The sequence below is a fragment of the Saccharomonospora cyanea NA-134 genome, assembly GCF_000244975.1.
Classification (GTDB): domain Bacteria; phylum Actinomycetota; class Actinomycetes; order Mycobacteriales; family Pseudonocardiaceae; genus Saccharomonospora; species Saccharomonospora cyanea.
This window is the reverse complement of the sequence record NZ_CM001440.1, coordinates 179668-203140: the sequence shown is the minus strand read 5'-3', so window position 1 is coordinate 203140 and position 23473 is coordinate 179668. Positions and strand designations below refer to the sequence as shown.

25 protein-coding genes are annotated in these 23473 nt (G+C 68.8%); 10 read left to right on the top strand and 15 right to left on the bottom strand.

The features are described 5' to 3' along the window. The first annotated feature begins 103 nt into the window (after positions 1-103). The gene (locus SACCYDRAFT_RS00990) at positions 104-1078 is read left to right on the top strand and encodes an NAD(P)H-quinone oxidoreductase (RefSeq protein ID WP_005452760.1); all 975 of its coding nucleotides are present in this window, start codon (positions 104-106) and stop codon (positions 1076-1078) included. Between the two features lie 50 nt (positions 1079-1128). Here SACCYDRAFT_RS00990 and SACCYDRAFT_RS00985 read toward each other — a convergent pair whose 3' ends face one another. Next, positions 1129-2337, bottom strand: a complete 1209-nt coding sequence (locus SACCYDRAFT_RS00985; RefSeq protein ID WP_005452758.1) for a cysteine desulfurase-like protein — start codon at positions 2335-2337, stop codon at positions 1129-1131. Between the two features lie 127 nt (positions 2338-2464). Between SACCYDRAFT_RS00985 and SACCYDRAFT_RS00980 the strand changes: the two genes are divergently transcribed. Next, on the top strand, positions 2465-3016 hold the full coding sequence (locus tag SACCYDRAFT_RS00980) for a bacterial proteasome activator family protein (protein WP_005452756.1): 552 nt from the start codon (positions 2465-2467) through the stop codon (positions 3014-3016). A gap of 73 nt (positions 3017-3089) precedes the next feature. On the opposite strand, the gene SACCYDRAFT_RS00975 is transcribed toward SACCYDRAFT_RS00980, so the two are convergent. Genes SACCYDRAFT_RS00975 through SACCYDRAFT_RS00965 form a run of 3 tightly spaced genes read right to left on the bottom strand, consistent with a single transcriptional unit; the run spans position 3090 to position 6435 of the window. Further along, entirely contained in the window at positions 3090-4676 is a 1587-nt protein-coding gene (locus SACCYDRAFT_RS00975) for a hypothetical protein (RefSeq protein WP_005452754.1), read from the bottom strand. Then, a complete protein-coding gene (locus SACCYDRAFT_RS00970) occupies positions 4673-5680 on the bottom strand; it encodes a hypothetical protein (RefSeq protein WP_005452752.1) in 1008 nt (335 codons plus the stop codon). Before SACCYDRAFT_RS00970 ends, SACCYDRAFT_RS00975 begins: the two co-directional genes overlap by 4 nt. Continuing rightward, positions 5680-6435, bottom strand: a complete 756-nt coding sequence (locus SACCYDRAFT_RS00965) for a cytidylyltransferase domain-containing protein (protein WP_005452751.1) — start codon at positions 6433-6435, stop codon at positions 5680-5682. Before SACCYDRAFT_RS00965 ends, SACCYDRAFT_RS00970 begins: the two co-directional genes overlap by 1 nt. 39 nt (positions 6436-6474) lie before the next feature. Between SACCYDRAFT_RS00965 and pseB the strand changes: the two genes are divergently transcribed. Together pseB and SACCYDRAFT_RS00955 are read left to right on the top strand one after the other, a co-directional pair. Next, positions 6475-7458 carry a UDP-N-acetylglucosamine 4,6-dehydratase (inverting) gene (gene pseB / locus SACCYDRAFT_RS00960; RefSeq protein ID WP_005452749.1) on the top strand — a complete coding sequence of 328 codons (984 nt, stop codon included), beginning with the start codon at positions 6475-6477 and terminating at the stop codon, positions 7456-7458. After that, on the top strand, positions 7451-8587 hold the full coding sequence (locus SACCYDRAFT_RS00955) for a DegT/DnrJ/EryC1/StrS family aminotransferase (RefSeq protein WP_005452747.1): 1137 nt from the start codon (positions 7451-7453) through the stop codon (positions 8585-8587). Before pseB ends, SACCYDRAFT_RS00955 begins: the two co-directional genes overlap by 8 nt. A 3-nt stretch (positions 8588-8590) precedes the next feature. On the opposite strand, the gene pseI is transcribed toward SACCYDRAFT_RS00955, so the two are convergent. From pseI to SACCYDRAFT_RS00935, 4 genes are read right to left on the bottom strand one after another with little or no spacing between them, the layout of a single operon-like run. Then, the gene (gene pseI, locus SACCYDRAFT_RS00950) at positions 8591-9640 is read right to left on the bottom strand and encodes a pseudaminic acid synthase (protein ID WP_005452746.1); all 1050 of its coding nucleotides are present in this window, start codon (positions 9638-9640) and stop codon (positions 8591-8593) included. Then, complete coding sequence (locus SACCYDRAFT_RS00945; RefSeq protein WP_005452744.1) at positions 9641-10129, bottom strand: GNAT family N-acetyltransferase; 489 nt, start codon at positions 10127-10129, stop codon at positions 9641-9643. Further along, entirely contained in the window at positions 10122-10616 is a 495-nt protein-coding gene (locus tag SACCYDRAFT_RS00940; RefSeq protein WP_005452741.1) for a hypothetical protein, read from the bottom strand. The genes SACCYDRAFT_RS00945 and SACCYDRAFT_RS00940 overlap by 8 nt, the downstream gene beginning before the upstream one ends. 44 nt (positions 10617-10660) lie before the next feature. Continuing rightward, complete coding sequence (locus SACCYDRAFT_RS00935) at positions 10661-11290, bottom strand: hypothetical protein (protein ID WP_005452740.1); 630 nt, start codon at positions 11288-11290, stop codon at positions 10661-10663. A 299-nt stretch (positions 11291-11589) separates the two neighbouring features. Here SACCYDRAFT_RS00935 and wzm point away from each other — a divergent pair, with 299 nt between their 5' ends. Genes wzm through glfT1 form a run of 3 tightly spaced genes read left to right on the top strand, consistent with a single transcriptional unit; the run spans position 11590 to position 14197 of the window. Then, on the top strand, positions 11590-12480 hold the full coding sequence (gene wzm, locus SACCYDRAFT_RS00930; protein WP_005452739.1) for a galactan export ABC transporter permease subunit Wzm/RfbD: 891 nt from the start codon (positions 11590-11592) through the stop codon (positions 12478-12480). A 6-nt stretch (positions 12481-12486) separates the two neighbouring features. Further along, a complete protein-coding gene (gene wzt, locus SACCYDRAFT_RS00925) occupies positions 12487-13293 on the top strand; it encodes a galactan export ABC transporter ATP-binding subunit Wzt/RfbE (protein ID WP_005452738.1) in 807 nt (268 codons plus the stop codon). Further along, on the top strand, positions 13286-14197 hold the full coding sequence (gene glfT1, locus SACCYDRAFT_RS00920) for a galactofuranosyltransferase GlfT1 (protein ID WP_043536026.1): 912 nt from the start codon (positions 13286-13288) through the stop codon (positions 14195-14197). Before wzt ends, glfT1 begins: the two co-directional genes overlap by 8 nt. A gap of 66 nt (positions 14198-14263) precedes the next feature. On the opposite strand, the gene SACCYDRAFT_RS00915 is transcribed toward glfT1, so the two are convergent. From SACCYDRAFT_RS00915 to SACCYDRAFT_RS00900, 5 genes are all read right to left on the bottom strand, one after another. Continuing rightward, positions 14264-14719, bottom strand: coding sequence for a DUF3558 family protein (locus SACCYDRAFT_RS00915; RefSeq protein WP_005452736.1), 456 nt, complete (start codon positions 14717-14719; stop codon positions 14264-14266). A 144-nt stretch (positions 14720-14863) separates the two neighbouring features. Beyond that, on the bottom strand, positions 14864-16300 hold the full coding sequence (locus tag SACCYDRAFT_RS26710; protein ID WP_005452734.1) for a hypothetical protein: 1437 nt from the start codon (positions 16298-16300) through the stop codon (positions 14864-14866). Between the two features lie 99 nt (positions 16301-16399). Then, positions 16400-16966: a DUF3558 family protein gene (locus SACCYDRAFT_RS25580; protein ID WP_157606454.1), complete on the bottom strand. Its 567-nt coding sequence runs from the start codon at positions 16964-16966 to the stop codon at positions 16400-16402. Between the two features lie 11 nt (positions 16967-16977). Beyond that, positions 16978-17451, bottom strand: a complete 474-nt coding sequence (locus SACCYDRAFT_RS00905) for a hypothetical protein (RefSeq protein ID WP_005452731.1) — start codon at positions 17449-17451, stop codon at positions 16978-16980. 102 nt (positions 17452-17553) lie between these two features. After that, entirely contained in the window at positions 17554-18336 is a 783-nt protein-coding gene (locus SACCYDRAFT_RS00900) for an ESX secretion-associated protein EspG (protein WP_005452729.1), read from the bottom strand. Positions 18337-18487: 151 nt separating this feature from the next. Between SACCYDRAFT_RS00900 and SACCYDRAFT_RS00895 the strand changes: the two genes are divergently transcribed. Next, on the top strand, positions 18488-18730 hold the full coding sequence (locus SACCYDRAFT_RS00895) for a hypothetical protein (RefSeq protein WP_005452727.1): 243 nt from the start codon (positions 18488-18490) through the stop codon (positions 18728-18730). Between the two features lie 65 nt (positions 18731-18795). Here SACCYDRAFT_RS00895 and SACCYDRAFT_RS00890 read toward each other — a convergent pair whose 3' ends face one another. Both SACCYDRAFT_RS00890 and SACCYDRAFT_RS00885 read right to left on the bottom strand, forming a co-directional pair. Beyond that, positions 18796-20742, bottom strand: a complete 1947-nt coding sequence (locus tag SACCYDRAFT_RS00890) for a glycosyltransferase (protein WP_005452726.1) — start codon at positions 20740-20742, stop codon at positions 18796-18798. Between the two features lie 89 nt (positions 20743-20831). Beyond that, positions 20832-21284: a GtrA family protein gene (locus SACCYDRAFT_RS00885; protein ID WP_005452724.1), complete on the bottom strand. Its 453-nt coding sequence runs from the start codon at positions 21282-21284 to the stop codon at positions 20832-20834. A gap of 69 nt (positions 21285-21353) precedes the next feature. Here SACCYDRAFT_RS00885 and SACCYDRAFT_RS00880 point away from each other — a divergent pair, with 69 nt between their 5' ends. Together SACCYDRAFT_RS00880 and SACCYDRAFT_RS00875 are read left to right on the top strand one after the other, a co-directional pair. Further along, positions 21354-22715, top strand: a complete 1362-nt coding sequence (locus tag SACCYDRAFT_RS00880) for an FAD-binding oxidoreductase (protein WP_005452722.1) — start codon at positions 21354-21356, stop codon at positions 22713-22715. Then, on the top strand, positions 22712-23467 hold the full coding sequence (locus tag SACCYDRAFT_RS00875; RefSeq protein ID WP_005452721.1) for a decaprenylphospho-beta-D-erythro-pentofuranosid-2-ulose 2-reductase: 756 nt from the start codon (positions 22712-22714) through the stop codon (positions 23465-23467). The genes SACCYDRAFT_RS00880 and SACCYDRAFT_RS00875 overlap by 4 nt, the downstream gene beginning before the upstream one ends. Positions 23468-23473 lie beyond the last annotated feature (6 nt).

Here is a 23473-nt window from a genome sequence, read left to right as displayed (position 1 = left end):
GTCACAGGTGACGGATCACTTTTGTTCGTTCCGTCCGAGAAATCAAGCATCATTGGTAGGAACGTGTTCAGCCGGCGCCCGTACGGTGACCTACAGTCGACGCATGCGCGCGATCATGCTCAGCGAACCGGGTGGTCCCGGCAATCTCACGTGGACGGAGGTCGACGACCCGAGCGCGGGCCCCGGCGAGGTGGTCGTCGAGGTCGTGGCGAGCGCCGTGAACCGGGCCGACCTCCTGCAGCGACAGGGCAAATACCCGCCGCCCCCCGGCGCCAGCGACATCCTCGGTCTCGAATGCTCGGGCACCATCGCCGAGGTGGGCGAGGGGGTCGAGGGCTGGCGGGTGGGCGACCACGTGTGCGCGCTGCTCGCGGGCGGCGGCTACGCGGAGCGGGTCGCGGTCCCCGCAGGTCAGCTCCTGCCCGTCCCCGGAGAGGTGGAGCTCGTCGCGGCGGCGGCACTACCCGAGGTGGCCTGCACGGTGTGGTCGAACGTCGTCATGATCGCGCGGCTGGCCGAGGGGGAGACACTGCTGGTGCACGGCGGCGCGGGCGGTATCGGCACCCACGCGATCCAGGTCGGCAAGGCGCTGGGCGCCACCGTCGTCGTCACCGTGGGCTCCGACGAGCGGGCCGAGCGGTGCAGGCAACTCGGCGCGGACCTCGCGATCAACTACCGCGAGCAGGACTTCGTGGAGGTCGTGAAGGCCGAGTTCGGCGGCGCCGACGTCGTCCTCGACAACATGGGCGCGGCCTACCTCGACCGCAACGTCGACACCCTGACCACCGGCGGCAGACTCGTGGTCATCGGCACGCAGGGCGGCCGCAAGGGTGAGCTGAACCTCGGCAAGCTGCTCGGCAAGCGGGCGAGCGTCACCGCCACCACCCTGCGTGCCCGGCCCCTCGACGAGAAGGCCGCGATCGTGGCGCAGGTGCGCGAACACCTGTGGCCGCTGGTGGAGCAGGGCAGCGTTCAGCCGGTGATCGACCAGGTGTTCCCGCTCTCCCGCGCGGGCGACGCGCACCGGGCGCTTGACGAAGGCGGGGTCTTCGGGAAGGTCCTGCTCACCGCGCGTTGAGAGCTCCTGCCCCTCTGGCGTTCGCTCGGGAAGCGGCGGCAGGGGACACGTCAGGAACTCCGAGCCAGTTCCTCCAGCACGCGCACGAGCTGGTTGATCTCGAACACGTTCGAGTAGTGGGCGAGGCCGATCCGCACGGCTCCGCCGACCTCGCCGACCCCGAGGGCGGCGAACACTCCCGTGGTGCCCTCGTCGGCGAACGCGCAGACGTTCCTCTCCGCCAGATGCCGCACCACGTCGGTGGCCTTGCGATCGGCCACCGTGAACGCGACGACGGGAATGCGCCGTGTGGCGTCGCCGATCACCATGACGTGCGGCAGGGAACGCAGCTCCGTCGAAAGCTGCGCGAGCAGCCCCGCGTGGTACGACTTCGCCGAGCCCAGCGACGTGAGCAGGCGTTCCCGCCGGGAACCCGCGGCGGCGTCGTCGAGGCCGGCGAGGTAGTCGACCGACGCCACGACCCCGGCCAGCAGCGGGTACGCGTGCGGGCCGAGTTCCAGCCGTTCGGGTCCGGTGGCCGACGGGTCGAGTGCCACCGCCGGGATGCTGTCGAGCAGTTGCCGGTCCCGGAAGACCAACGCACCCACGGAGGGCCCGCCCCACGCCTGCGCCGACAGCACGACGACGTCGGCACCGAGTGCCGCGATGTCGGTGGGCACGAACGGCGCCGCGTAGGTGGCGTCGACCACCACGAGAGCTCCGGCCTTCTTCGCGATCTCCACCACGGTCGCGACGTCGGGCCGGGTGCCCACCGACCCGGACGCGGAAGTCACCGACACGACCTTCGTGCGCGGACCGACCAGCTCCTCGTACTGCCAGGCGGGCAGCTCGCACGTTTCGATGTCGATCTCGCCCCAACGGACCTTCCCGCCGACGCGCTTCATCGCCCGCACCCAGGGTGCGATGTTGGCCTGCTCGTCGAGCCGTGAGACCACCACTTCGTCGCCGAGCGTCCAGGTGTCCGACAGTGCGTCCACCAGCCGGTCGAGCAACACGGTCGAGTTCGGGCCCAGCACGACGGCGTCGGGTTCCGCGCCCGCGAGGTCGGCGACGGCACGCCGCGCGGCTCCGACGATGCTCTCCGCGCGCTGGGACGCCGGGAAAACCCCGCCGGGCCCCGACACCGGCGCCCGCATCGCCGTCGACACCGCCGACGCGACCTGTTCGGGCACCAACATGCCGGCCGAACCGTCGAAGTGGATCCAGCCGTCACCCAAGGCGGGGAACAACCCACGTATCCGAGCGACGTCGAACGCCATGCCGACACCGTACGGACCAGTAATTTCGCAGCGCGTTCGGGGTTGGCCTCGGCGGGTCACGGTACACCGGGACCCCACTACCCTTGAAAGCAGAGCGAGGCGTCGCGCAAGAACCAGGATGGAGCCCATGACGGAGCCGAAACCAACAGACATGAACCAGCCGGACGGGTCGCAGCACGTCGTGGTGGTCGGGCCCGACGGATCGCCGGTGGGAGCCGCGCGCATCGACCCCGACCACGACAAGGGGGAGTCGGTCGGTGACATGGTCGAGGAACCCGCCAAGGTCATGCGGATCGGCACCATGATCAAGCAACTGCTCGAGGAGGTCAGGGCCGCCCCGCTCGACGACGCCAGCCGCAACCGGCTCCGCGAGATCCACGCCACCTCGGTCAAGGAGCTGGAGCAGGCACTGGCGCCGGAACTCCAGGAGGAGCTGGAACGGCTCGTCGCGCCGTTCACCGCCGAGCGCATCCCGTCGGACGCCGAGTTGAGGGTCGCTCAGGCCCAGCTCGTGGGGTGGCTCGAAGGCCTGTTCCACGGCATCCAGACGGCCCTGTTCGCGCAGCAGATGGCCGCGCGGGTGCAGCTCGAACAGATGCGCCGCGGCCTCCCGCAGGGCACACACGGCGGCGACCAGCAGCACGGCCACGGCCTCGGCAGCACCGGCCAGTACCTCTGAGTACCTGCGAGTACCTCCGAACAGCGAGAAGGCCGCCCGGCACGGGGCGGCCTTCCTCGTCTCGCCACCCCCCTCAGCCGCCGCCGAGGCGGGTGGCGAGCCGATCGACCCAGCGGTCGATGGTCAGCTCGTAACGTCCGGGGTCGTAGGTCGCCTGCGCGTAGGTGGCATGGCGTTCCACGGCGGTGGCCACCGGGTCGGCCCATTCCGGCAGCACGAACAGGTTCAACCAGTACCCGTCGCGCATCTGCACCCTGCCCACGTACTCGTAGCCCGCGGTCGCCTCCACGACCCGGAGCCCGTAGGCGTTCTGAGGCACGTAGGGCCCGTACGCGCGCACGACGATCATCGTCGGTCGGGCCTGCCGCACGACCGCCGTCGGGTCGGCGCCGTGCGCGATCGCCTCGTCGTTGAGCCCGATGTAGTCGACGGTCTCCCAGCCGCTGAAGTAGGGGATGGCGCCCGCGTCGTGGACGGCGACGCTGCGGTGCCGTTCGTCGACGTCCGACTCCGCGAGCGCCTTGCCGATGGCCACGTGGGCGCGCTGGAGGTCGACACCGTAGTTGGCGATCAGGGGCAGCTGGTCGGACAGCACGCCCCACAACCCGATCCAGCCGACCGCGAGCACCCCGGTCGCCGCCGCGAGCGTGCGCTGGATGACCGCGTTGCCGCCGATCCTCCTGGCGATCACGCTCACGCCGAGCCCCGCGCCCAGGCAGATCACCGGAAACGCGTGGTAGGCGAACCGGTGCAGGTAGTCCATGGTCGGGCCCGAGAGCGCGTACGTGACGTACGTGGCCGCGACGACGGCGAGCAGCAGCGCCCCCCACCTGCGCGTCGCGCGGGGCACGAGCAACACCCCCGTGAGCGACACCAGCGGGCCCATCACCACGGCTGTGTCCTCGATCCAGCGCAGCCCCGCGTCGACGTCGCCGAACTTCACGTAGAACGTGTTCGGCAACGGGTGCCCGTAGAAGGACCAGCGCCACCCGAAGTAGCCGAGGCCCACGGCCGCGGCCAGGCCGGTCCAGAACCACGCGGCGCGATCACGACGCTGCTGCCACAGCCACAACGCCAGCGGAATCGCGGCCACGAGCACGCCCTCCGGCCGCAGCATCCCGGCGACCACCACGAGCAGCGGAGGCTCCCACACCCGCACGCGCCGCTTCTCCACCGCGTCGAGGCCGACCACGCTCGCCCGCAGCACCACGGCGGCGAACGCCATGGTCTCCAACCCGGCGGCCACGTGGAAGTACGTCGGCAGGAACACCACGAACGCCGTGGCCGCGACCACCGCGGCGGGCCAGGAGCCGAACCGGTACCCGTGGCGCACCAGCATGCCCGCCGTCACCACACCGATCACAGCCGACACCACCTTCGCCACGGCGTCGAGGTGCCAGTCGAGCGCGGCGAACAGCGAGAACAGCAGCATCCAGCCGAAGTTCGTGAACCCCTCCACCGGATCGGCACCGACGTTCCACACCGGCCCGTGCCCGTCGGCGAGGTTCTCGCTGTACCGGAAGGTGATGTAGGCGTCGTCCACCGTGAACTCGATCGCCGCCCACGTGCCCACGCCGAACACCGCGACGAGGCCGAGGAAGAGGGCGGCCTTCCCGACTATGGCCCGAAGGCTCGCGCGTGGCGCCTCGGGCTCGATCATGTCGTCACCCTCACCGCGGCGTCGAGCACTCGCGCCGCCCCGAGACCGTCCACAGCGGCGGCGGCCTCGGACGCCATCCGCCGCCGCCCGTCGGGATCGCCGAGCAGGCCCGCCAGTGCCGCCGAGGCGCCGTCGAGCGCGGAGTCGCCCCGGGCCCACCCCAGTCCTACGGCGAGCCGCTTCTGGACGGCCGCGTGGTAGCCCGCCTCCTGGTTGTCCACCAACAGCACCAGCGCGGTGGGCACACCGATGCAGCACGCTTCGAGCAGGGTCACCCCCGCCGCGCTCACCACGAGGTCGGCCCCGGCCAGCCGCTCCGGCAGGTGGGTGTCCGGTGTGGACACGGTGAACCGCTGACCCGGCGCAGGTTCGGGAACGTCGGGGTCGCCGTGGGCAACGACGTCGGCGTCGAAGGCCAGGCCGGTGTCGCGCAACGCGCGCAGCACGCGCGTCACCTCCTCACGCCACACCGCACCACCGCCGAGCACCACCACGACCCGGGGTGCTCCGGGGTGTTCGCGCGATCCGGCCCGCTGCCGTCTCGCCCGCAACACCTGCTCACGCAACGGCGCGTAGCGCGGCCCCCGAAGCACCACGGGAGAGCCGTCGTCGGGCCGGGGAAGGTCGTGGAGTTCCGACTCCACCACGACGTCGGCCTGCCTGCGCCCGAACGTCCGGCTCTCCAGCGACACCAGCACCGCGCCCGCGGCGTTCACGGCGGCGCGCTGCTCACCGATGCCGTAGTGGTCCACCAGCACCACGTCGGCCGCCACCGCTCGCGCCAGCGCGGGGAGGGCCCGCTCGTCGTCCACCTCGGTCGGGGGCACGACGTCGACCCCGAGATCCTTCAGTCGCGCGGCGAACCAGTCGGCGCCGGTCAACGTGCCCGAGAACGTCACCGGCCAGCCGCGGGTCCGTGCCTGCTCGGCGAACGCCACCATCCTCGACACGTGCCCGACACCGATCGTCGGCGACGCGTCGGCCCGCAGCAGTAGCCGCGTCATCACGCGACCTCCTTCTGTTCGACGTGGGCGTTCAGGGCCACGAGATCCGCGCGTTCCCGGAGTACCGCCACCACGTCGCGCCACGCGAACGGACCTTCGCCGTGCCTGCGCGACAGCTCTCGCACGAGCGCTTCGAGCAACGCCCAGTCGTCCTCGGTGTCGAGCGTGACGCGCAGGTCGTCGGCACGCGGCGCCGTCACCACACCGGAACAGGCGTAGGTCTCGGCGTCGTTCGCCACGCCGTAGGTGACGTGCTCCCGGTGCGGGCCCTCCGGCCGCCGCGCCTGCTCGGCCAGCACGGGCACCCGCACGAGTTCGGCGTCGAACCCTCGCGGCAGCGTCCGCACCAGCGTGGTGCTCACGTAGTCCAGCTCGGGCTGGGCCCGCCACAGCGCCACCACCTGCGTCAGCAACGCCGGGTCGTGCAGCGGGCAGTCGGCGGTCAGCCGCACCACGGCGTCGGCCGGATACTCCTCACACGCCACGAGAAACCGCGCGAGCACGTCGTCGAGGGGACCGCGAACGACCCGCGCGCCCTGGCGGAGCGCCTCCTCGGCCACGGCGTCGTCGTCGGGTGCGTCCGAGGTGGCCACCACCACCGTGTCCACACCGCGCGTCCGCCGGGCCGCGCGCACCACCCAGCCCAGCACGGACCGCTCCCCCAGCGGACGCAGCACCTTGCCCGGCAACCGGGTCGAGGACGCCCGAGCCTGAATCACGACGTTCACGGTCGGCGATGACGACATGAATGACATGATGTCGGTCGGCAACAACGCATCACCGCGGAGGTAGGGATGGCCGAGCTCGACGGGTCCAGCATTCTGCTCACCGGAGGAACGGGCTCGTTCGGGAAGGCGTTCATCGACTACGCGCTCGCCGAACTGAACCCGCGCAGGCTCGTGGTGCTCTCGCGTGACGAACTCAAGCAGTACGAGGTGAAACAGCAGTTCGGGAACGACCCGAGGCTGCGGTGGTTCATCGGCGACGTCCGCGACCGGCGCAGGCTGGAACGCGCCATGCACGGCGTCGACTACGTCGTGCACGCCGCCGCGTTGAAGCAGGTCGACACCGGCGAGTACAACCCGTTCGAGTTCGTCCAGACCAACGTGATGGGCTCGCAGAACGTCATCGAGGCGGCCATCGACACCGGTGTGAAGAAGGTCGTCGCGCTGTCCACCGACAAGGCGTCGAGCCCCATCAACCTCTACGGCGCCACGAAGCTGTGCGCCGACCGCATGTTCATCAGTGCGAACCACTACGCCGCCACGCACCCGGCCCGGTTCGCCGTCGTGCGGTACGGCAACGTGATGGCCTCTCGGGGAAGCGTGATCCCGTTCTTCCGGTCGCTGGCCGAGCGGGGCGAGTCACTTCCGATCACGCACAAGGACATGACGCGGTTCTGGATCACGTTGCCGCAGGCCGTGAAGTTCGTGGTCGACTCCTTCGACCTCATGCGCGGCGGTGAGCTCTACGTGCCGCGCATCCCGAGCATGCGGCTCGTGGACCTCGCCCAGGCCATCGCACCCGGCAGCCCCATGCACGAGGTCGGCATCCGCCCCGGCGAGAAGCTGCACGAGGAGATGATCGCGCCCGACGACTCGCGCCGCACCGTGCGGCTCGGCGACCGCTACGTCGTGCAGCCCCACATCGCGGGTTGGGGCTACGAGCCGCCCGAGGACGGCGTGCCGGTGCCGGACGGCTTCTCCTACCGGTCCGACACCAACGACCTGTGGCTGTCCACCGACGACATCAAGAAGCTGATCGCCGAGCATGAGTGACTTCCTGCCCTACGGACGCCAGTCGGTCAGTGAATCCGACATCGCCGCCGTCACCGAGGTACTGCGCGGCGACTGGCTGACCACCGGGCCCGCCGTGACCCGGTTCGAGTCCGACCTCGCCGAACACACCGGTGGCACGCCCGCCGTGGCCGTCACCTCGGGCACCGCCGCCCTGCACGTGGCCTACGCCGCCGCGGGCGTCGGCCCCGGCGACGAGGTGGTGACCAGCCCCCTGACGTTCGTGGCCACGGCCGCCACGGCCGCTCTGCACGGCGCGAAGGTCGTGTTCGCCGACACCGAAGCCGACACCGGCAACCTCGACCCGGCCGCCGCGCGAGCCGCGGTCACCGAACGCACGAAGGTGCTCGCGGCCGTCGACTACGCCGGGCATCCCGCCGAACTCGACGCCCTGCGCGACGTGGCCGACTCGGCGGGCGCGCTGCTGCTGGAGGACGCGGCCCACTCCATCGGCGGCAGTTGGCGGGGCAGGCCCGTCGGGTCGATCGCCGACCTCACCACGTTCTCGTTCTTCGCCACGAAGAACCTCACCACCGCCGAGGGCGGTGCGGTGGTCAGCCCCGTGCCCGAGCTGGTGGAGCGCGCCCGCGCGTTCCGCAACCACGGCCTCGTGCGCGACCGCGACCGCCAGCGGTACCCGGACGAGGGCGCGTGGCACCAGGAGGTCCACGCCTTCGGGCTGAACTACCGGCTACCCGACGTGCTGTGCGCGCTCGGCTCCAGCCAACTGCGCCGCCTGGCGGCCTTCAAGCAGCGCAGGGCCGAACTGCACGCCCGGTACGACGCCGGGCTGAAGGACGTGGCGGACGTGCTGACCCCGGTGTGCCGGGCCGAGGCCGACCCGATGTGGCACCTCTACCCGCTGCGGGTGCTCGACGGCAGGCGCGGGGAGCTGTTCGACCACCTGCGCGCCCACGGCATCGGCGTGCAGGTGAACTACATCCCCGCGTACTGGCACCCCGTGTTCGAGGACCTCGGCTACCGGCGTGGACTGTGCCCGAACGCCGAGGCGTACTACTCCCAGGAGCTGTCACTGCCGCTGTTCGCCGACCTCACCGACTCCGACGCCGACCGCGTGATCGACGCCGTACGGTCGTTCTTCGGCGCCTGACGACTAAAGCAAATCCCAGGTCAGCGGCGTGCCCTTGGCCGCGTCGGCACGGAACGTGCGGCCCAACACGGTGGTGATCTCCGCGGGCGGAAGTCCCCCGGCCGGCCGGATCGAGCGCACGTTGCGCTCGGTCACCGGTTCGCCCGCCTTCACGTCCTCCACCACGTAGAGCGAACGGCGCAGGCGCAGCCCCTCCTGCTCGCTGGCCTTCGGCCCGATCGACGCCGTTCCGAGTGCCTCCCACGCACGCCGGGTCTCGGTGACGAGCGCGGCCAGTTCGTGGGGCTCCAGCGAGAACGCCGAGTCGACGCCGCCGTCGTCGCGCGCGAGCGTCACGTGCTTCTCGACCGCGCACGCGCCCAACGCCACGGCCGCCACGGGAGCACCGATACCCATCGTGTGGTCGGACAGCCCGACGGGAGTGCCGAAGGTCTGCGTCAGCACGGGCAGCGAGCGCAGGTTGCTGTCGCTCGGCGGCGCCGGGTACGACGCGGTGCAGCCCAGCAGCAGGATCCGGTCGTTGCCCGCCGCGCGCGCCGCACGCACGGCGGCGTCGATCTCCCCCACGCTCGCCATCCCGGTGGAGATCACCAACGGCTTGCCCGTCCGCGCGCACAGCTCGATGAGCGGCAGGTCCACGATCTCCGACGACGCGATCTTGTACGCGGGCGCGTCCAGCGATTCGAGCAACTCCACGGCCGTGGGGTCGAACGGGCTGGAGAACACCTCCAGGCCACGCTCACGGGCGCGGGCGAACAGCTTCTCGTGCCACTCCCACGGCGTGTGCGCGCGCTCGTACAGGCGGTACAGGTTCTCGCCGCTCCACAGTTCGTGGTCGTCACTCAGCCGGAAAGCGGGCGTGTCGACGTCGATGGTGATCGTGTCGGGCCGGTAGGTCTGGAGCTTCACGGCCTGCGCACCGGCGTCCGCGACCGCGTCCACGATGGCCAGGGCCCGGTCGAGACTGCCGTTGTGGTTGCCGGACACCTCGGCGATCACGAAGGGTGGGTGGTCGGGCCCGATCTCGTGGCTGCCGATGCGGATCGACGTCATTCACTGCCCTTCCGACGAGACTGCCTTGACGAACCGGAGGAAACCGGTGTCCGTACCGTCCGTGCCGTCCGGCGCGTACCCGGCCGTGCGGAACAACGCCACCGACGCCGTGTTGTCGCGGTGCACGGTCGCCAGCACGGTACCGGGTGACCGGCGACGGCGGAGCTCCCGCTCACCCTCGGCGAGCAGCGGGCGGGCGAGCCGCGTACCCCTGTGCTCGGGGGCGACCGTGATGCTGACCTCCCACGTCCCCGCGTCGATCCGGTCGAACCGGACCATGCCGACCCGTTCCGCCGCGTCGTTCTCCGCGACCAGCAGCAGCCGGCCCTCCGACGCCAGCACCCCGCGCAACCAGGCGAGGTGATCGGCGAGTGCGACCTCGGCCGTGTTCCGTGACCAGCGCCGGGTGTCCGGATCGTTGCGCCAGCGCAACAACGCCTCGGCGTCCGACTCCGAGGCGAGGCGGACCCTCGGCACGCCGTCAGCCATTCGCCTTCTCGGCTGCCTTCTCTGCCGCCTCCTCGGCGGCCTTCTCGGCCGTACGCTCCTCCAGCACCCGCAGCCGGTCCTCGTAGCGCGCGATCCCCGCCAACCGCACCCGGATCTGCGCGTGCTGCCGCTGGATCTCCTCGATCAGCGTGCGCGCCTCCACCGCCTGCTTGTCGTCGCTCGACGGGGTCAGGGCGATCCGCTCGCGCAGGTCCTCCAGCTGCGCCTCCTGCGCTGCGACGTGCGGGACGAGCCGCTGCACCTCACCCGTCGTCCACAACAGGTCACCACGTACCCGGTCGAGCCCGGCCTCCAGCTCGTCGAGGCGGCGGCGATGGTCGACCGTGCAGTGCTCCTGCTCGGTGATCCGCTCCTCGTGGCTGTCCAACCGGCCGCGCGTGAGCTCTCCGACACGGAAGTCCACGAGGCGGGCGAGTCTGTCGCCGAGGCGGGCACGGAGCATGGCGAGCGGGTTCGTCGAGGTCATGTTCAGCGGTTCCTTAGGTGCGTGAGGTGAGTCCACGAAGACGGTCAGCGGAGCAGCCGGGCCGAGCCCGCGTCGAGCCACGACTGGAGGAGCCTGCCCTCCAGCGCGATGCGGTGTTCCGGGCCGACGATGCACGAGTCGCCCGCGGCGTGCTGCCACGACGTCTGGTTCGGGTCGTCCACGAAGGAGAAACCCGACAGCACGAGGTCTGCGTCGGGAAACGAGGACCGCGCGATCCACGCCGCCATCGTGCCCGTCGTCGCCCAGGCCGCCTCCTCACGGCTGGGCAGGCCCATCGCTTCCGACAACGGCAGCGTGACCTCGCAGTTCGACACCGGAACGAACCCCAGGTCGGCGGGCCACCACCCCGGAATGTCCTCCGGTTCCCAGTGCAGCCTGCCGGGCTCCACCATCAGGTAGAGCTTCGAGCGGTAGTCGGCGAACACCCACTTCGTCGCGCGCAGTGCGCGGTTGAAGACGACGACGTGGGTCCTCGCCCCCACGGTCGGCGGCGCACCCGGCTCGTCGCACACGAAGCCGTTCACCCGGATCACCAGGTCACACGAGTCGATGGCCTTGGCGCGTTCGGCGTCCGGAGCGAGCGGCTGGTTCCCCACGACGGCCACGGACCGTGGGTCCGGGCGGTCCGCGTACGCCTGAAGCAGGCTCACCATCAGGCTCGACGTGAGGACACCAGAAGTCATGCGGCGGAAGTTATCAGGGCGCGCGCCCGTGTGCTCCACGTACACCCGGGATCGACGCAACGTGTCGACCGCCGCGCGAGCCCTGGAAGCCGCTCGCTGCCTTCACACCGACCTCACGCCACCACGGCGAGCCCGTCACCTGCGACAACGGCCGCCGAAACGGTCTGGTCCGGTGTTCGGGCAGACCGCGCGATCGCCGTCCGCGGACGCAAGTACCCTCATATGCCGTGCACGCCACAAGCACCGTCGACCCCACAGAGACGACATCGATGACGTCGGCACCACCCTCCTCGGACAGCCGGACCTTCGGCCGCGCGCTGTCGGACATCAGAAACGGCTTCAAACAGCCTGAGCTCTGGGGCCACCTGGCCTGGCAGGACATCAAGCAGCGCTACCGGCGTTCCGTGCTCGGTCCGCTATGGATCACCATCAGCATGGGAATCACCGCGCTGGGGCTCGGCCTGCTGTACTCACAGCTCTTCGGCGCCTCCGTCGGCACCTTCCTGCCCTACATCACCACGGGCTTCATCGTCTGGAACTTCATCCTCGGCTGCCTCACCGACGGCACCGACACGTTCATCGCCAACGAAGGCCTCATCAAGCACCTGCCCGCGCCGTTGTCGGTCTACGCGCTGCGCACGGTGTGGCGCCAGTGCATCATGTTCGTCCACAACATGGTGATCTACTTCATCGTGGTCGCCATCTTCTGGAACGACATCACGGCGCCGAACTACACGATGACCGAAGGCGGCATGTCGCATCCGGGCCTGAACTGGGACGCGCTGCTCGCCATCCCGGGCTTCGCGCTGCTGGCGATCAACGCGGGCTGGGTGGTGCTGCTGTTCGGCATCGCCTCCACGCGCTTCCGCGACATCCCGCAGGTGGTCTCCAGCCTGATCAACCTGCTGTTCTTCATGACGCCGATCGTGTGGACCACCGACATCCTGAAGGACAAGTTCGGTGGCACCGCCGACTGGCGCGACTACGTCGCCGAGCTGAACCCGCTGTATCACTTCATCCAGGTGGTGCGGGCGCCGCTCATCGGGAACAGTGTGAGCTGGCACCACTACGCCATCGTCGGTGGCATCACCGTCGTCGGCTGGGCACTCGCTCTCGTGGTCATGCGCAACTACCGTGCCCGCGTCTCGTATTGGGTGTGACAATTCATGATCAGCATTGACGTTCGGAACGCCTACGTCGACTTCCCGATCTTCGACGCCAAGACGCGGTCGCTGAAGAAGCGGGTCCTCGGCAAGGTCGGCGGCAAGATCGGCACCGAGAGCCGGGTGCCGATCATCGAGGCGCTGCACGACATCAACCTGTCGTTGAAGAGCGGTGACCGCGTGGCGCTCGTCGGCCACAACGGCGCGGGCAAGTCCACGCTGCTGCGGCTGCTGTCCGGCATCTACGAACCCACCCGCGGTTCGGCCCGCGTGCGGGGTCGCGTGGCGCCCGTGTTCGACCTGGGTGTCGGCATGGACCAGGAGATCTCCGGCTACGAGAACATCCTGATCCGTGGCCTGTACCTGGGCATGTCCCGCAAGGAGATGGAAAAGCGGATCGACGACATCGCCGACTTCACCGAACTCGGCGACTACCTGTCGATGCCGCTGCGCACCTACTCCACGGGCATGCGGGTGCGGCTCGCGCTCGGCGTGGTGACCTCCATCGACCCGGAGATCCTGCTGCTCGACGAGGGCATCGGCGCGGTGGACGCGGCGTTCCTCAACAAGGCCCGCGACCGGCTCGTCGACCTCGTGAACCGGTCGGGCCTGCTGGTGTTCGCTTCCCACCAGGACGACCTGCTGCTGGAACTGTGCACGTCCGCCATCTGGATGGACGAGGGAAACATGAAGATGCAGGGCTCGCTGCGGGAGGTCCTCACCGCCTACAAGGGCAGGGATCCGTTCGAGAACGTCAGCCAGGAGACCCTCGACCGGCTCGAACAGGCCTCGGCGACGAGCGGTGCCTGACGTGGAGGCGAAGCGCTTGCCGGAAGGTGCGGTGGTGGCCGTGGTGGTCACCCGGCACCGCCGTGACCTGCTCGCGGAGTCGCTGAAGATCGTCGCTGCCCAGACCCGGCCCGTGGACCACCTCGTGGTGGTGGACAACGGGCCGGACCGACCCGCGCGGGACGTGGTGGCCGACTGTGGCGTGCCGTCGACGTACCTGCCCTCGCACCACAACCTGGGCGGCGCGGGCGGATTCGCGCTGGGGATGCTGCACGCGCTCGCGATGGGCGCGGAGTGGGTGTGGCTCGCCGACGACGACGGCAGGCCCGCCGACGAGAACGTGCTCCAGGTGCTGCTCGAGGAGGCGGAGCGGCGCAACCTCGCCGAGGTGTCGCCGGTGGTGGCGAGCATCGACGCACCCGGAAAGCTCGCCTTCCCGCTGCGGCGTGGCCTGACGTGGAAGCGGTCGGCGTCGGAACTCGGCACCGACTTCCTGCCCGGTATCGCGTCGCTGATGAACGGTGCGCTGTTCCGCGCCTCGACGCTCGAAGTGACCGGTGTTCCGGACCTGAGGTTGTTCGTCCGGGGTGACGAGGTGGAGATGCACCGCAGGCTGGTGCGCTCCGGTCTTCCGTTCGGCACCTCGCTGCGCACCGCGTACCTGCACCCGAACGGTTCGGACGAGTTCAAGCCCATGCTCGGCGGCCGGTTCCACGCGCAGGACCCGGAGAACGAGGTCAAGCGGTACTACACCTACCGCAACCGCGGCTATCTGCTGTCGCAACCGGGGATGCGCAAGATCGGGGCGCTGGAGCTGCTGCGCTTCGGCCTGTACTTCGTGGGAGTCAAGCGCGACCCGAAGGCGTTCGCCCAGTGGCTCAGGCTCGTGCGGCAAGGCCGTAGGGAGCGCTTCTTCCGGTACTGAGAGACGTCCGACGGTGGCGTGGTCGAAAGGAGTGGGCCACGCAACCGTCGGTTTTCGATGCGGCTCTCAGTGCAGCTTCGGGGCGATGAGATCAGCCATCCTGCGGGCCGTAGGGCAGTTGTCCTCCGGGTCGGGCATCGTCACGGTGACATCGACGACGCCCGTCTGCTTCGTCGAAGGTTCCTTGAACACAGGCATCGTCACCGTGCAGGAGTTGTCGAGCTCCCTCTCCGTGAACGGTCGTCCCGCGGCGGTCCTGCCCTGCCGCCCGTCCTCCTCGGCGCGGGACAGCACGGCGCTGAAACGCACCTTGTGAGCGACCTGGATGTTGAGCTGCGGTTTCACCGTGGTCTTCAGCGGCTCCGTGGTGGAGTTGTACCAGGTGCACTTCGTTCGGTTCCCCTCGCTCTTCCGCTTCGGCTCCCCATAATCGCCGAACGACGAGAGCTCCGAGGGGCTCAGGAGTTCACACGGGTCGACGTCGCGGCTGGAGTCGAAGAGCGAGCACCCAGTGACCAGCATGCCGGCAGCGGCGACCGAAGCGATCGTCCTGACGCTGCGCCGACGGTTCGTCAAGGTTGGCCTTTCGGCTTTGGCCGACGGATGGTGGTGACGTGAAACAGCGGACACGCCACGGAAGGGCGTGTCCGCTGTCAGCGGTGTCGGTCAGGCGCCGATCACGGGCGGCGCGGTGCGCTGGCTGGTGCCGAAGACTTCGTCGGGGTCGGCTTCCACCAGGTAGGTGGGACGCTGGTGCTCGCTGTCCTCGCTACCCTGGCCCTTGCCTCCACCGGCCCCCATCGGCGCGCCCGCCATACCGGCGCCGCGGGCGGCTCCTGCCGCACCGGGCGCGGCCGCGCCGGGACCCGCTGCGACGGGGCCTCCCATCGGCTTCGCGCCGGTCGCGGCCCCAGCGCCCGGTCCGGCGCCGGGCCCGGCTGCGCCGCCCCCGCCAGGACCGAACCCACCGGCCGACAACCGGCCGCCGCCGTAGCCGCCGCCCCCGCCGCCGGGACCGAACCCACCGGCCGGCCCCATCGGCATCGGCCCGATGCCGGGCCCACCGCCCGGTCCGAACGTGTTGCGACCGCCGTTGTTGTTACGCCCGCCAGGTATCGACGGACGCCATCCGTTCGGCTGCAACCCCGACGGCCGGGTCGAGCCGGGCCTGATCGCGGCACCGGTGGACGGACCGGGCGCCACCGGTGTGAAGGAACCACCACCGGACGGTGCGCCACCGGAAGGCACGCTCACCGAGCCACCGCCCGTAGGCACTCCGCCCCCGGCAGAACCGGCGACACCACCCGCGAACCCGGACGCACTCGTGCCGGGGTCGTTGATCTGGATCACCCCGCTGGCGCTGGTGTCACCGGACCCACCGGCGCCGTTGAACTTCGGCGGTTCGGCGAACGCGGGCTGCTTGTTACCAGCTTGATACAGGTCGCTGTCGTACTGGGTCATGACCCGCGCGGCCTCGTCGTGCGCGGCCCGGCTCTCCGCCATCTTCGTGATGGTCTGATCGACCTGCTCGTGGAAGGTGAACGGGTTGTAGCCCCAGCTGTCCATCTCCTGTTCCAGGTTGAACGGGATGGGCTCGGGCATGCTGTCTCTCGCCCGGATAGCGGCGTCTGTCTCTTCCGAGATGATGCGGGAGGCGAGTTCAGCATTCTCCGAGTTGGCGTCTGCCCACGTGCTTAGGCTCGTGAAGTAGCCGTGGGCATTGTCAGCCGCGCCGCCTTCCCACCCCTGCTTCGACTTGCCGACAGCCTCATTCAGCTCGCTCGACAAGTCGAAGAAAAGCTGCTTCAGATCGTCGTAGCCATCCTTGTAAGAAGCGATCCCCTCGGCCTGGATCACGTCGACGTCTTGCTTGAGCTTCTGGTGCTCGATTGCCGGATAATTGTTGTCCGACGGCGGTATACCGTCTATGTATTCTCGATCGCCAGACTGCAACTGTTCAATACGCTGATCCTGATACCTGTTGGCATCAGCACCAACGCGCAACATACCAAGCAACCCAGAATATTGCGGGTCTCCCGTTGAGGCAAGATAGAGCGGCAGAGCATCCTGATGCAGCTGCGCCTTCTGCTCATCGGAAAGCATTGGGGGCTTTTGCCCCGACATCAAATATGACTGGACACGACTAGGCGGCCATGTTACGAATTCTTCCGCCGTTGGCGCTCTCCCGCTCATCCTTCCACCCTACTCACCCAGAGGCAGCTTTTCGTCGATGATGTCGACCAACTCTTCGGCAATCGAGCAAGCGTTGTCGAGCTCGATCATCGAAACGATGACATCCACACGAGCACTTTCACCTACCGCCATAGCCACGACGCAGCCATCCTCGTTAGATGTCCGCACAACGCTCCGACCCGATCCAGCACTTCCGGTTTGCCGACCCCCGCCGAGGTCAGGAAGCAGGCCTATTCCAGCGTTGTCCTCGACAATAAGGTCCACGAGTGGCACCTGCTCGGACGCCCCCTCGCGATCGGCCTGCCATCTGCAGTTGCGCCCAGTACCATACTCCCGATACTCCCCTTGACCGAACTCGCCGAAACGATCGAGTTCAGATTCCACAAGAAGAGAGCACGGGTCCACCTGCTTAATTGACTGATTTTCGTGGTCCTGATTACCCGATGTTGGCGGAGCCGCAACGGTGCTACCGCCTTCATTACGCGTGGTAGACGATGCTGAACCCGGTTCAGTTGCAGTACAACCAACCAACATCAGACCCACAAACAGCGGGACAACGATAACACTGCGTCGCATGGCGCACATGGCTAGACCTGACCCGACTTGAACGGATTTGAAGCGTCGCCTTCCGCTTCCTTGTATTTCTCCATAGCAATCTTGAGTGCTTGGTCGGCGTCTGCCAGAACTTGAGTCAACTGCTCAAGAACCTTCACTGGAGATCCTGCCCTGACAGTGACGGCCTCTTGATGGTGCAGGGCCACTTTCTGCCCGTAATCGTGATTTCCCAGTGTTGGCTGTCTCGCTGCCAGAACGTTCATGTCGGCCCTCATTCGGTCGACGCGGTCCTGGAACTTTTCCAGCACGTCCCGGATCGGCTGCGCCGCGTCCTCGCTCACCCGGAAGCCGCCGGACTTCGCCGCCTTGAGCATCTCCTTGGCTTCGGATGCCATGGAATTGACAGCCTTGCTGTTGAGGCTGGCCCCCATCGCCGCCGCTGCGCCGCCCCCCACGGCACCACCCACGGCACCGGCCTTCACCGGCTCGTCCCAGCTGATCGGCATACGTCACCCCCGCTTCACGACTACGGCCGCGCGCAGTCTACCGGTCACAAACGTGCGGTTGAGCACTTCCGGCAAGGACAGGTACTCCTACCTACTCCCCGGCTACTGCAGATACGGCTGGATCTGCGCCGTCAGTTGTTGCGTGATGCGCGCGTTGTCCCCGGGCGCGTAGGTCAGCCAGGTCTGACCGTCCTCCGCCTTGCGGCTGGTGCTGAAGATGCGGCCGTCCTCGGTGTCGAACCACACCACCGGGGAGAGGTGCCGGTGTTCGCCCTTACGGCCCTGGGTGAACGCCGTGAACTGTCCCATCCGCTTCGTCGGCTTCTCGAACATCCGCTGCACCGCTCGCTCCTGCACCGACGACCGCGAAGCAGGCGCCGACATGCCGGCGAACGGGTCGTACGAGTCGGGTTCCGCGCGCCGCGGGTTCTGTGTTCTCGGCTCCGGCTTCACCAGGGTGACCGACTGACCCGGTGCGGGGCGAGCCGACGGGATGAGATCGACGATCTCGGGAACGAGCCCCTCCGGGCGGATCATGGTGAACACGATGAGGTTGCCGTCCCGCTTGGCGAGTACCGCGAACTGCCCGTCGCCGGCCGACCGGGCGAACAGCTTCTCGCCGCCGTCCAACTTCGCCGCCGCCGTCAACGCCACCCGACCCCGCGCGAACGTCGTCAGCGCCGCTTCCGCGTCGGCGTCCAACCTGCCGCGCCTCATCAATCCGCGACCTTCGAGGTCGCGGAACACCGCATCCCTGATCTGCGCGCGCTCGGTGTGCGTGGTGCCCAGGTGCGGCACCTCGAACGGAAACGGCGCGTGCCCGAGCTTCAGTTGCTCGAACAGGATGTCGACGGCGGCCAACGACAACGAGAACGACTGCACCATTCCCAGCTCCCCCACTGAAAAACGACGTATCGCACAGGCACGGTAGCAGTCAGGTGTCACCCACCCGGACGTTCACCCGAACGGGAGGGACCTGATCACGCCCTCAGCGAACTCCGTTGCGGCCACCACCCTCAGCTGCTGGTCTGAGTACATGGCCGAACAGAAACCCGCGCTCGTCCTCCACCTCGTCAGCGGCGGCGACCCGCTCGTCTTCACGCTGCGCCCCGACGACGTGTCCGAGCTGCGCAAACAACTGCACCTGCACCTCGAACACGGCTCCGTGGAGGCCGTCCACACCGCCGAGGGCCGGACGGTGAACGTCAACTTCACCCACGTGGCCGCCGCCTACATCGACGACCTCCAGCGCCAGGGCAAGGTGTTCGGGCTGCACTGACACAGGGTCCGGACACGGCGGCGGGGCCGCGAGCACATCGCCCACGGCCCCGCCGACCGAACGAGTCAGAGCTGGTAGAGGCGCTTCCAGTTCTCGCGGCTGGTGAGCTGCGGCATGGCGCGCTTGTACTCCTCCTGCACGAGCTTGCCTTCCTTGCGCAGCCTGCTGATCACCTGCACGCCCCGCTTGGCGAGTTCGAACATGCGCTGCCGGTCGTAGCGGCGCACCCGCACGCCCTCCTGGGAGGCGTCGGTGACGATCGCCGTCTCGAACTGCGACACGTGCCACCAGTGGGCCTCGTCGCTCGGGATGGCGCCGAGCTCGAAGCGGTGCTTGCCCAGCAGCCGGTAGATGATCCGCTTGAGCAGCACGAGGCGCTGCATGCTCGGCCTCGGCGCGGTGTTGATGATGCCGATGTCGTTGGACGCGATGCCCGGCACCTCGGTCGGCGCGTAACGCTTGGTCTCCGGGTACTGCGCGCGGATCTCCCGGATGCGCTTCATCGCGGCGACGCCGCCGTCGTGCAGGACCTCCGGTCCCTTGAGGAAGTCCTCCACCGCGGTGATCAACGTCGCCGACAGGCCGTACTGCATGCCCAGCAGGTAGCGCACGAGCTGTGCCAGCAGCACCCGCGAGAGCAGGTTCAGGTCGAACGGGCTGTGCAGCGCGGCGGTGATGATCGAGTTACGCAGGTTGAAGTAGCGGTGCCACTCGTCCCAGTCCTTCCAGTGGAAGTCGGCGTGCCACACACCCGCGCCGGGCAGCGTGACGGTCGGGAAGCCGTGAGCCCGGGCCCGGTAGCTGTACTCGGCGTCGTCCCACTGGAAGAAGAACGGCATCGGGTAGCCGATCGCCTTGACCACCTCGTAGGGGATCAGGCACGACCACCAGCCGTTGTAGCCGGCGTCGAGCCTGCGCTCCTGGCGGTTCGGCCTGCCCGTCTCGGGGTCGACGTCGAGCAGGTCGGCCGTGGAGAGGCTGTGCGGGACGGGCTGGCCCGGCTCCAGCGTGTTGAGGCGGGCGTACTCCGCGCCGACGTGAAGCTGGTTGGGGTGCAGCAGGTTGAGCATCTGCCCACCGACGATCATCGGGCTCGCGGCCCGGTTGGAGAACGCCGTCAACCGGATGATCAGGTCCGGTTCCAGGAGCACGTCGTCGTCCATGAACAACACGTTCGCGTGCTCGGTCTCGGTGTTGCCCGCCACCTCGTACAGACCACGGGTGAAGCCGCCCGCGCCGCCGAGGTTCGGCTGCTTGATGTAGTGCAGCTTGTCGCCGAGCCGCCGCGCGACCTCGGCGAAGCCCTCGCGCGAGTCGACGGTGTCGGTGCCCTGGTCGGCGACGTAGATGGCGTCGAGCGTGTCGAGGGCGGGCAGCGAGTCGGCGAGGGCGTACAGGTTGCTCAGGCAGTCGTCCGCGCGGTTCATCGTGCAGATGGTGACCGCGGTGGGCCGGATCCTCTCCGGCGAGTCGACGGTCCAGCGCACGTTCGAGACCGTCAGCTGTCCGCCCTCGGTCTCCAGGTCCAGCCACAGCGCGCCGCCGTCGAGGAACTTGTCCAGCGGGGCGGCGAGCACCACGTGCTCGTCCTTCACGTCGGTCACGTTGCGTACGGCGACGGTCCTCGGCTCGCCCTCCATGTCGGAGGCGCGGACCGCGAGCTGGCCGGAGCCGGTGACGTCGGCCTCGACGGAGACGGACTTCGCGGTGGTCCAGCGCTGCCAGTAGCTGGCCGGGAAACGACCGAAGTACGTGTTACCGCAGACCCGGGCCGACGGCTCCAGCGAGACACTCTCCCGCTCACGCGTGGCCACGCCCTCGACGACCTCCGAGTAGAGGTCCTTGCTCACCACCTCGGACGGGCCGGAGAACAGGCCGCGCTGCGCGAGCAACCTACCGGTGCCGGCATGTTCGGAGAACAGGGCCTTCTCTGTGCTCGTGGCCTTGCTCGCGGCTGCTTTGCCGTTTTTGGCCTGCTCTGGTGCGGTGGCCGGTGCCGCTTTACCGGGCATGAGACCTCAGTCCTCCAAATGAATTGCAATCACGCGGGGAGTCCGTCCAGTAAGGTACAGGCCGATCGGTTGATCCCTCCGCCTGCCCGTCAGGGGCGCGGTTCCCTGAACACAACCCACTTCAGCATGATGAAATTGATGGTGGTGGCTGTGCCCTGCGCGACGATCCAGGCGATCGCCAGCCGCCACCGCAGGTCCGGGAGCAGGTGCAGGGCCAGTGCATTCGTACCCACATTGACGAAGAACGTCACCGTGTAGAGCAGCACAAAACCACCCAGCTGCCCGGCTCCGCCCTTTTGTGCCGCAGTAAAGGTAAAACGCCTGTTAAGGAAATACGCCGTAGTGGTGCCCGCGATGAAACTCAGGGCCTTGGCGAGGTGGACCCACGCGCCCGCCTGGAGCAGCAGCCAGTACAGACCGGAGTCCACGAGTGCGCAGAAGCCGCCGATGAGGACGAACCGCGAGATCTGGGCCAGCAGGCCGGGCGACGTCGTGCGCGCCGCGCTCTCGGTCCCGCTCGCCTGCGAATCCGTTGCCACCATGCATTACCTCGTCGGCAGTTGGTCGTCCCGTCCGAGTCTAGGCAGCCTGCCGCCGCTACTCTGGTTCGGGTGAGCACCGAACGGCGGACACTGACCGGATGGGGCCGCACGGCGCCGACCACGGCCGACGTCCTGAGCACGCCCGATGTGGACGTCATCGCCCGCGCTGTCACCGAGGCCGGTGGGCGCGGCGTGATCGCCAGAGGACTGGGTCGGTCCTACGGTGACCCGGCGCAGAACGCCGGCGGTCTAGTGATCGACATGACGGCGCTCGACCGCATCCACTCGATCGACCCCGACAGCGCCGAGGTGGACGTCGACGCGGGCGTGAGCCTCGACGCGCTGATGCGCGCCGCGTTGCCGTACGGGCTGTGGGTGCCGGTGCTCCCGGGCACGCGCCAGGTCACCATCGGCGGTGCCATCGCCAACGACATCCACGGCAAGAACCACCACAGCGCGGGCAGCTTCGGCAACCACGTCGTCTCGATGGACCTGCTCACGGCCGACGGTTCGGTGCGCACCCTGACCCCGGAGGGCCCGGAGAAGAACCTGTTCTGGGCCACCGTCGGCGGTATCGGGCTCACCGGCATCGTGGTCCGCGCCACCATCCGGATGAAGCGGACCGAGACGGCGTACTTCGTGGTGGACGCCGACCGCACGGCGAGCCTCGACGAGACCCTGGAGCTGTTCACCAACGGCTCCGACCTGCGCTACGACTACTCGATGGCCGTTCCGGACCTGATCTCGCGGGACGGCAAGCTCGGCCGCGCCACGTTCTCGCGCGGCTCGCTGGCCACCGTCGACCAGCTTCCCGACAAGCTGAAGGCCGATCCGCTCAAGTTCGACGCGCCGCAGTTGATGACGCTGCCCGACGTCTTCCCGAACGGTCTGGGCAACAAGCTGACGTTCGGCACCATCAACGCGCTGTGGCAGCGGACCGTGCCCAAGAAGGGGGCGCGCGGGAAGATCCAGAACCTGACGCAGTTCTACCACCCGCTCGACATGCTGGGCGAGTGGAACCGCGCCTACGGTTCCCGTGGCTTCCTCCAGTACCAGTTCTCGGTGCCGTTCGGGCGGGAGGACGCACTGAAGTCGCTGTGCCGCCGCATCGCGAACTCGGGCCACTACTCGTTCCTCAACGTCGTCAAGCGGATGGGTGAGGCGAACCCCGCGCCGTTGTCGTGGCCGTCGCCGGGGTGGATGCTCAGTGTGGACTTCCCGGTGAAGCAGGGGCTCGCCGAGTTCTGCGACGAGCTCGACGCCGAGGTGCTGGCCGCGGGCGGCCGCCTCTACACGGCCAAGGACTCACGGACCTCGCCGGAGACGTTCCATCGCATGTATCCGCGGCTGAACGAGTGGCGCAAGGTCCGCGACGCCGTGGATCCCGACCGCATCTTCATCTCCGACATGGCCAGGAGGCTCGAACTGTGATCGACGCCGTGGGCAACCCCCAGTCGTTGCTGCTGCTCGGCGGCACCTCGGACATCGCGCTCGCGATCGCGGAGAAGTATCTGTCGGCCCGGCCGTTGCGGGTGGTGCTGGCGGCGCGGCCGTCACAGCGCCGCGACGAGGCGGCCGAGCGGTTGAAGGCCGCCGGGGCCGACGTGGCGAGCATCGACTTCGATGCCCTCGACACCGACTCCCACCCCGCCGTGCTCGACCAGGCGTTCGCCGACGGTGACATCGACGTCACCGTGGTGGCGTTCGGGCTGCTCGGCGACGCGGAGCAGGCCTGGCAGGACCACGCCACGGCGGTTCGGCTGGCCACGGTGAACTACACCGCCGCCGTGTCGGTCGGCGTGCCGCTGGCGCGGAAGCTGCGGGAGCAGGGGCACGGCAAGGTGATCGCGCTGTCGTCGGTGGCCGGTGAGCGCGTGCGCCGGTCGAACTTCGTCTACGGCTCCACGAAGGCCGGTTTCGACGGTTTCTACCTCGGACTCGGCGAGGCCCTGCGGCCCCACGGTGTGACGGTGACGGTGGTCCGGCCGGGCCAGGTCCGCACGAAGATGACCGAGGGAATGGGCAAGGCTCCGCTGGAGCAGACCGCCCCGCAGGTCGCCGAGATCGCCGTGAACGCCGCCCGCGAGGGCAGGGACCTGGTATGGGCGCCGGGTGCGTTCCGCCTGGTCATGTCGGTGCTGCGCCACGTTCCGCGACCGATCTTCCGCAAGCTGCCGATCTAGGTCGGC

Coding starts and splice junctions, on each gene's coding strand:
- SACCYDRAFT_RS00990 (WP_005452760.1), top strand. CDS start 104: ATGCGCGCGATCATGCTCAGCGAACCGGGTGGTCCCGGCAATCTCACG.
- SACCYDRAFT_RS00985 (WP_005452758.1), bottom strand. CDS start 2,337: ATGGCGTTCGACGTCGCTCGGATACGTGGGTTGTTCCCCGCCTTGGGT.
- SACCYDRAFT_RS00980 (WP_005452756.1), top strand. CDS start 2,465: ATGACGGAGCCGAAACCAACAGACATGAACCAGCCGGACGGGTCGCAG.
- SACCYDRAFT_RS00975 (WP_005452754.1), bottom strand. CDS start 4,676: ATGATCGAGCCCGAGGCGCCACGCGCGAGCCTTCGGGCCATAGTCGGG.
- SACCYDRAFT_RS00970 (WP_005452752.1), bottom strand. CDS start 5,680: ATGACGCGGCTACTGCTGCGGGCCGACGCGTCGCCGACGATCGGTGTC.
- SACCYDRAFT_RS00965 (WP_005452751.1), bottom strand. CDS start 6,435: ATGTCATTCATGTCGTCATCGCCGACCGTGAACGTCGTGATTCAGGCT.
- pseB (WP_005452749.1), top strand. CDS start 6,475: ATGGCCGAGCTCGACGGGTCCAGCATTCTGCTCACCGGAGGAACGGGC.
- SACCYDRAFT_RS00955 (WP_005452747.1), top strand. CDS start 7,451: ATGAGTGACTTCCTGCCCTACGGACGCCAGTCGGTCAGTGAATCCGAC.
- pseI (WP_005452746.1), bottom strand. CDS start 9,640: ATGACGTCGATCCGCATCGGCAGCCACGAGATCGGGCCCGACCACCCA.
- SACCYDRAFT_RS00945 (WP_005452744.1), bottom strand. CDS start 10,129: ATGGCTGACGGCGTGCCGAGGGTCCGCCTCGCCTCGGAGTCGGACGCC.
- SACCYDRAFT_RS00940 (WP_005452741.1), bottom strand. CDS start 10,616: ATGACCTCGACGAACCCGCTCGCCATGCTCCGTGCCCGCCTCGGCGAC.
- SACCYDRAFT_RS00935 (WP_005452740.1), bottom strand. CDS start 11,290: ATGGTGAGCCTGCTTCAGGCGTACGCGGACCGCCCGGACCCACGGTCC.
- wzm (WP_005452739.1), top strand. CDS start 11,590: ATGACGTCGGCACCACCCTCCTCGGACAGCCGGACCTTCGGCCGCGCG.
- wzt (WP_005452738.1), top strand. CDS start 12,487: ATGATCAGCATTGACGTTCGGAACGCCTACGTCGACTTCCCGATCTTC.
- SACCYDRAFT_RS00915 (WP_005452736.1), bottom strand. CDS start 14,719: ATGCTGGTCACTGGGTGCTCGCTCTTCGACTCCAGCCGCGACGTCGAC.
- SACCYDRAFT_RS26710 (WP_005452734.1), bottom strand. CDS start 16,300: ATGCTTTCCGATGAGCAGAAGGCGCAGCTGCATCAGGATGCTCTGCCG.
- SACCYDRAFT_RS25580 (WP_157606454.1), bottom strand. CDS start 16,966: ATGCGACGCAGTGTTATCGTTGTCCCGCTGTTTGTGGGTCTGATGTTG.
- SACCYDRAFT_RS00905 (WP_005452731.1), bottom strand. CDS start 17,451: ATGCCGATCAGCTGGGACGAGCCGGTGAAGGCCGGTGCCGTGGGTGGT.
- SACCYDRAFT_RS00900 (WP_005452729.1), bottom strand. CDS start 18,336: ATGGTGCAGTCGTTCTCGTTGTCGTTGGCCGCCGTCGACATCCTGTTC.
- SACCYDRAFT_RS00895 (WP_005452727.1), top strand. CDS start 18,488: ATGGCCGAACAGAAACCCGCGCTCGTCCTCCACCTCGTCAGCGGCGGC.
- SACCYDRAFT_RS00890 (WP_005452726.1), bottom strand. CDS start 20,742: ATGCCCGGTAAAGCGGCACCGGCCACCGCACCAGAGCAGGCCAAAAAC.
- SACCYDRAFT_RS00885 (WP_005452724.1), bottom strand. CDS start 21,284: ATGGTGGCAACGGATTCGCAGGCGAGCGGGACCGAGAGCGCGGCGCGC.